At 63.8% G+C, this 7,095-nt stretch carries 4 protein-coding genes and 1 riboswitch; all 4 genes read left to right on the top strand.

Annotated elements, in window-relative coordinates; translation table 11 throughout:
* Positions 1–193 (top strand): hypothetical protein (locus GVL61_RS24960; protein ID WP_235037632.1); only part of this gene is annotated, 193 nt, incomplete at its 5' end.
* Positions 194–228: 35 nt separating this feature from the next.
* A riboswitch (cobalamin riboswitch) is annotated at positions 229–474 on the top strand.
* A gap of 176 nt (positions 475–650) precedes the next feature.
* Entirely contained in the window at positions 651–2,783 is a 2,133-nt protein-coding gene (locus GVL61_RS10655; RefSeq protein WP_159979723.1) for a TonB-dependent siderophore receptor, read from the top strand.
* Positions 2,770–4,341: a PepSY domain-containing protein gene (locus GVL61_RS10650; RefSeq protein ID WP_159979721.1), complete on the top strand. Its 1,572-nt coding sequence runs from the start codon at positions 2,770–2,772 to the stop codon at positions 4,339–4,341. Before GVL61_RS10655 ends, GVL61_RS10650 begins: the two co-directional genes overlap by 14 nt.
* Positions 4,342–4,934: 593 nt before the next feature.
* Positions 4,935–7,052, top strand: a complete 2,118-nt coding sequence (locus GVL61_RS10645; RefSeq protein ID WP_159979719.1) for a TonB-dependent receptor — start codon at positions 4,935–4,937, stop codon at positions 7,050–7,052.
* The last annotated feature ends 43 nt before the right edge of the window (positions 7,053–7,095 follow it).

Here is a 7,095-nt window from a genome sequence, read left to right as displayed (position 1 = left end):
CTTCAACCCGCAAACCTCAATCACCCTCAAATCCGGCTCATCTCCGGCAATGACGCTACGCGCCCGCCGCCTGCCCAAAATCCAAATCTTGGCCTGCGCTGACCAACACGATGAATTTTCCGGGCTAAGTGGCTTTTCGCTGAGAGCGCCGCCCAATCATGACACTTGCGATTTAAAAAACCCGACCATATGAACGCGGCATTCGTGCAGCGGCCATTGGTCGTCCGCACGGGTAAAGATCGCGTCGGTTCCCCGAAAGGGGATTAAAACGGGAATGCGGTGCGGGTGGTTCTCCATCCAATTCCGTAGCTGTCCCTGCAACTGTAAGTGGCGAGCGCGATATACATGTGCGGACGGCATAGCGCCGAGCCGCCAGCCACTGGGCCGGACGCTGTAACATGCGAGGCCTGGGAAGGCCGTATATCAAGCGATGACCCATGAGCCAGGAGACCTGCCGGCGTCTGGTCGCTCTTGCCTTGGTCCAGGGGATGGCCGCGGCACGGTGAACTCCGTCTGAGCGACGAACGAGCGGCTGGGGCCGCATCGGTTTCGTGTGTCGGCCGCCCCTGGCGTCCGGGCGATGCGCGGCGCCGACCGTTCGTGAACGGCACGCCCCGGCCCAACGTCGATTGACGCCGACGGAGACTATCATGACCAGTTTCGCATCGGCCGCGTTTGCGGCCTTCACTCTAGTTGCGCCCAATTTCGCTGCCGGTTCGGCACATGCCCAGCAGGCTTCGAACGAGGCGGAAGGCGATGTTATCGTCGTCACCGGCATCGTCGACCAGCTTCGACTGAACACCAGGACGGACAGCGCCAGCCGCCTCAACCTTACCCCGCTGGAGACCCCGGCAAGCATCGAGACGCTGGACGGCGACGCCATCCGCCTGCGCGGAGACCTGACGATTCAGGATGCGGCTGCCCGGGCGACCGGCATCGTCAACACCTCCGGCGTGTTCGGCTACGGCCTGTCGGCGCGCGGCTTTACCGGCCAGAATTCGGTGATGACGCTCTATGACGGGATGCGCATGTACAACAACACGCTGACCTTCCCGGCAGACCCGTGGATGGCGCAGAGCGTGGAAATCCTGCGCGGCCCGGCCTCGGTGCTCTACGGCGAAGGCGCCATCGGCGGCGCAGTGAACGTGACCCGCCGCCAGCCGGGCGATACGCTGGAGATCGGCGGGCGCGCCGGCGTGGCGTCCTTCGGAACCTACTCGATCGCGGCGGGCGCCGGCGGCCCGGTCAACGATCTGGTCGGCTTCCGCGCCGATGCCAGCTATCGCAGTTCGGATGGCTGGATGGACCGGGGCGACAGCAGCGCGCTGGCGCTTTCGGGGGCGATCCGCCTGAAGCCGGCGCCGGACCTCAGCATCACCCTGTCGCACGATTTCAGCACGCAGAAGCCGCGCACATGGTTCGGCGTGCCGCTGGTGAACGGCAAGCTCGACAAGTCGATCCGCCGCAACAACTACAACGTTACCGACGCGAACCTGCGCTTCCGCGACAACTGGAGCCAGGCAAAGCTGGAATGGGCTCCGTCCGAGGCGATCACCATCCGCAGCACGTTCTACCACCTATGGGCGAACAAATACTGGAACAACGCGGAGAACGTGGCCTACATCCCCGCAACCGCAACCAGCCCGGCGAAGATCCGCCAGTCCAGCTTCCTGGCACTCTACCACATCCAGAAGCAGACCGGGAACCGCACCACCGCCAACATCGCGCACGACCTGGGCGGGCTGGAGAACCAGCTGGTGGTGGGCTTCGACGTGAACCGCATCAGCTACAAGAACGTCAGCAATTCGGGCAACAACCAGACGCGGCTGATCGACGTGGTCGATCCCGTGCCCGGCCTGTTCCTGGACCAGGCCAGCGCGCCGACCAAGCCGCGCTATACCAACAGGATCCGCCAGTATTCGATCTTCGCCGAAGACCGGCTGAAGTTCAGCGACCAGTTCTCGCTGGTTGGCGGGCTGCGCTACGACCGGCCGGAAATCACCAAGACCGATTACGTCAACGCCGCCAACAACTTCACCGGCACGCCGGACGCGGTGACCTGGCGGGTGGGCGCGGTCTACAATCCCATCCCCACGCTGTCGCTTTACGGCCAGTACGCGACGGCGGCCGATCCGGTCGGCGCGCTGGTTTCGACCAGCCTTGCCCAGAGCAGCTTCGACCTTTCCACCGGACGGCAGTACGAAGTGGGCATCAAGCATATCTTCTGGGGCGGGAAGAGCCAGTTCACGCTGGCAGCCTATGACATCGTCAAGAAGAAGCTGCTGACGTCCGATCCGCTGATCCCGACGATTCAGGTCCAGGTCGGCCAGCAATCGTCCAAAGGCGTGGAGGCATCGCTGTCGCTGGAGCCGGTGGAGCGGGTGAGCATCAGCCTTAACGGCGCCCTGCTGCGCGCCCGTTATGACGACTTCGCAGAATCCGTTGGCGGAGTACTGTTCCAGCGTGCCGGCAACCGGCCAACCAATGTCGCGACGAAGACTGCAAATGCCTTCGTCAGCTGGGAATTTCTGGACGGCTGGATCGTCGATGGCGGCATCAGCCATGTCGGCAAGCGCTATCAGGACGCCGCCAATACCCGCGTCATCCCCGCCTATACACTGACCGACATCGGCCTGCGCTGGCAGTTCGTCGAGGCCGCAAGTGTGGCCCTGCGCCTGCGCAACGTCTTCGACGAAACCTATGTGCGGGCCACTTACGGCGCCTCGCAGTGGGTGCTGGGCGATCCGCGCGCGTTGGAGGCCAGCATCAATGTCGGCTTCTGACGGCGCACCTGTCGTAACCGGAGGTGCGCCGCATGTGCGCCTCCAACCCGGCCCCAGCCCCCGCCGCCGGTCGCCGCTGCGCACCACTGCATGGCGGGCGGCGCGGCGATGGCTTTACTTCTTCCACCGCTGGACCGGCATTGTGCTGTGCCTTCTGTTCGCCGTCTGGTTCTTGTCGGGCGTGGTGATGATGTATGTCCCGTTCCCCAGCTTCCGCGCGCCCGAACGGATCGCCGGCGCCCCGCCGATCGACTGGGCGCAGGTTCGGGTACGGCCGGAGGCGGCGCTGGCTTCGCTGAACGACCCCACATTCCCCTCGGAAATGCGGATCGGCATGACAGCCGGGGAGCCGGTCTACCGCTTCGTCACCAAGGACGGCCGGCGGGCAGTCTCCGCAGTAACGGGCGCCGAGATACGATCCGTCGACTCAGGCCGCGCGGGGACGATCGCCTCCACCCTTGTCCGGGCGCCGGTCGAATCGGTCACGCCTGTCGACCATGACCAGTGGGTCGTCACCGGCGCCTACAAGAAGATGGCGCCGTTCTGGCGCGTGAGACTGGCCGACACCGCCGCGACCGACATCTATGTTGCGCAGAAGACTGGCGAGGTGGTCCAGAATACCACGGCGCATGAGCGTTTCTGGAACTGGCTGGGTGCGGTGCCGCACTGGATCTACTTCACCGCCCTGCGCCTCCATCAGGAGCCATGGCGCCAGACGGTGCTGTGGACCTCGGGCATCGGCATGGTGGCCGCGGTCGCGGGCGTCTGGATCGGCCTGCTGCGCGTGCGGTTGTCGAAGCGCTACAAGTCAGGTTCTGTCAGCCCCTATCGCGGCTGGATGAAATGGCACCATGTCACGGGCCTTGTCGGCGGTGTGGTCGTCATCACCTGGGTTTTCAGCGGCTGGCTATCGATGAGCCCCTGGGGCGGACTGCGCGACGCGGATCACGGGATCGCCGAACGCTATGCCGGTGACAGACCAGGCTTTGTAGCGACCGATCTCGAAGCCCTGAAACGCGAAGCACAAGGCGCGCGGGAGGTCAGTTTCGCCTATCTCGGCGGAAAGGCCGTGATGATCGCGCTGGGCGCAGGGTCCGGCAAGCTGCTTCTGGACGGCGCCACCGCCCGCCCTCTCGCCCTTCCCACCAGCCGGATCGAGGAAATTGCCCGTGCGGCTGTCACCGATAGCCGGCTGGTGTCCGTGCAGCGGCTCACATCCCACGATCGCTACTGGTACACCACCGGGGACCCGCGCAGCGATGCCCGGCCGCTTCCCGTGCTGCGACTGGTGTTCGACGATCCCGCCCGTACATGGCTGCATGTCGACCCGGCGACCGGGATGTTACTGGGCAGGATGGGATCGGCCAGCCGCAGCTACCGCTGGCTTTTTGCGGCGCTTCACAGCTTCGACCTGCCGTGGCTGCTGACATGGCGTCCGCTGCGAGACGGTCTGATGTGGGTACTCTCCGCAGCAGGGCTGGCCATCTCCGTGACAGGGATCGTCGTGGGCTGGCGGCATCTGCGCCCTGCAAAATCCAGGCGCGCAAAGCCAGAATAGACGCCCCCGGACCACGGCCGCGACCGTGGTCCGGGCGCTGCGCGAGGAGGCACCGTTCTCCTTGCTTGTCACCTCATCGTGCCAGGCATGACTGACGGGTCGAAAAACCAGGGCGAAACCTGATTGCTAGCGCGTCAGCGAACCCGCAGAACCGCTTCATCGGGCACTATGGCGGATTCGGTTGATGCGTTCCTGGACTTTGGGCGGAGTGGCGGCGGCGACTGATTTCAGTCACGACCCGCGCCTGTCACCACCCATCGGCCCTCATAACCCAAAATATAACGGTGGCCGAAAAAGCGTTTCGCCGCGCGCCCATACGATCAGGGCCTGACATGGAATATTGCAGCCAGGCGACCGAATGAGCCCCGGATGCAACGCATGGCGGCCGTTTCCCGGAACTTCGGCAAATTGCCTATTGCATCCCGTGACGGTTGCGATACACATTTGCGATGTAACCGTTACCATCTGCTAATGACAGGGCGTTTACGGCACCTCTCTCTTCTCGTTGGACCAGCAGGAAGAGGGTATCGCCTAATACGAATGTAATGCATTTCAGGACATGCGCGGGGAGCGCGACCATCATGAGGGGTACCATGTTTCAGTCTCCAATCTCGACCTTCGCCCTTGCAGCGGCGATCGCTACGACCGGCATCGCCGCCCCCGCCATGGCGCAGGATGCAGGCGCAGAAAGCGCGTCCGGCCAGTTCGGTGACATCGTCGTCACCGCTGAAAAGCGTGAAAGCACTGCGCAGAAGACCCCGATCGCAATGACCGTCGCTACCGGCGAGGAACTAACGAAGAACGGCGTCAGCGACGTCAACAGCCTCGTCAACATCGCACCCACACTGGGCATCGCCCAGAACAACCAGAACACGATCATCACCATTCGCGGCGTCTCCAGCCGCGACTACACCGAGACCGGCAACCCCGCCGTCGCGGTCAGCATCGACAACTTCTACCTCCAGAACGGCACCGCGCTGAACGTCGGCTTCTTCGACCTGGAACGTATCGAAGTGCTGCGCGGCCCGCAGGGCACGCTGTACGGCCGCAACGCCACCGCCGGCGCGATCAACATTTCCACCGCCAAGCCGACGGACAAGCTCGAAGGCTCGATGGCCCTCGAATACGGCTACAAGAACGCGCTGATCGCGGAAGGCATGCTGAACGTCCCCGTCAGCGATTCCATCAAGGTGCGCGGCGCCTTTTCGGTCCACCAGCGCGATGCTTACCGCAACAACGGTTCGCTGTCCGACGGCGGACTGGTCCGCAAAGGCGGCAACGATGACGTCAGCCAGGCCGCGCGCCTGCACGTCGCCTACGATTCGGGTTCGCCCTTCACAGCCCTGGTCACCGGCGAATATACCCACGTCGGCGGCGTCGGCGCGGTCATCAAGGGCATCCCCTATAGCGATGTCGTCGATGGCAAGCTGAAACTGGGCAGCGATCGCAACTGGGCGCTCAACACCCAGGGCTTCATCGACCTCACCATCAAGAACGTGCGCGCCAACCTGAACTATGACTTCGGGCCGGTAACGCTGTCATACTTCGGCGGCTACCGCACCCAGGACATCAGCCGCCAGAACGACCAGGACGGCGGCACCGGCGCCAGCTTCGCCTTCCCGACCGACGGCACCACCAAGACCCAGAACCACGAACTGCGCCTGGGCACCAACGGCGCCGGCCCGTTCGGCTTCCAGGTCGGCCTGTACTACTTCAGCGACCACAATGATTCGCTGACCAACTTCCAGATCCTGGGCGGCGCCGCGCCGATCAACTTCTACACCTTCGACTATGTAACGGATGCCAAGTCCTACGCCGGTTTCGGCCAGGCCTATTATGAGATCACGCCCGACCTGAAGATCGAGGCCGGCGCCCGCTACACCCGGGAAAAGAAGAAGCAGGTGGGCTTCAGCGACGTTGCCGGCACCTATACCGACGTCGACGCCAGCTACACCGGCAACAAGGACACCTACCACCTGGGCGTCAACTGGCAGGCCACGCCGGACAATCTCGTCTATGCAAAGTACGACACCGGCTTCAAGGCAGGCGGCTTCCAGAACGGCTTCACCTACGGCCCCGAAAGCATCACGGCCTATGAAGCAGGCGTCAAGAACCGCTTCCTGGGCAGCACGCTGCAGGTCAACCTGAGCGGTTTCCTCTACGACTACACCGACCTTCAGGTGCAGCAGAACGACCCGGTTACCGCTGTCTCGCGCGTGTTCAATGCCGGCCGCGCCCGCATCTACGGCGGCGAGCTGGAAACCAGCTGGCTGCCCACTACGCTGGACAAGGTGGACTTCACCGTCGCCTACCTCCACGCCCGTTACCGTGACTTCAACAACAACGGCGTGCAGTATGCCGGCAACACTCTGCCCCAGGCACCTTCGTGGTCGCTGTCGGGCGGCGTCAGCCATGACTTCCTGATCGGCAACGGCAAGCTCACCGCGCGCGCGCAGAGCCGCTACCAGTCGAAGTCGTTCTTCAGCTTCCGCAATATCGGCACGGAAATGCAGAAGGGCTACACCAAGACCGACCTCATGCTGACCTACGTCCCCAACGAGGCTTCGGGCTTCGAGATTTCTGCCTATGTGCGCAACATCGAGAACTCGGTCATCCTTACCACCTCGGAAGAAGCCGCTTACGCCGGCGGCTACCTCGTGCAGTTCGGCGATCCGCGTACTTACGGCGCGCGCGTCACCTACCGCTTCTGATGATGCGGGAAAGGCGGGCTCGGCATGACCCGCCTTTTTCCTT

The organism is Novosphingobium sp. 18050 (genome assembly GCF_902706195.1).
In the GTDB taxonomy this organism is placed as follows: Bacteria; Pseudomonadota; Alphaproteobacteria; order Sphingomonadales; family Sphingomonadaceae; genus Novosphingobium.
This window is presented reverse-complemented; position numbering and strand designations above follow the sequence as displayed.

What these genes read in the sequence shown, in the direction of transcription:
- GVL61_RS10655 (WP_159979723.1), top strand. Translation starts at nt 651, where the DNA reads ATGACCAGTTTCGCATCGGCCGCGTTTGCGGCCTTCACTCTAGTTGCG.
- GVL61_RS10650 (WP_159979721.1), top strand. Translation starts at nt 2,770, where the DNA reads ATGTCGGCTTCTGACGGCGCACCTGTCGTAACCGGAGGTGCGCCGCAT.
- GVL61_RS10645 (WP_159979719.1), top strand. Translation starts at nt 4,935, where the DNA reads ATGTTTCAGTCTCCAATCTCGACCTTCGCCCTTGCAGCGGCGATCGCT.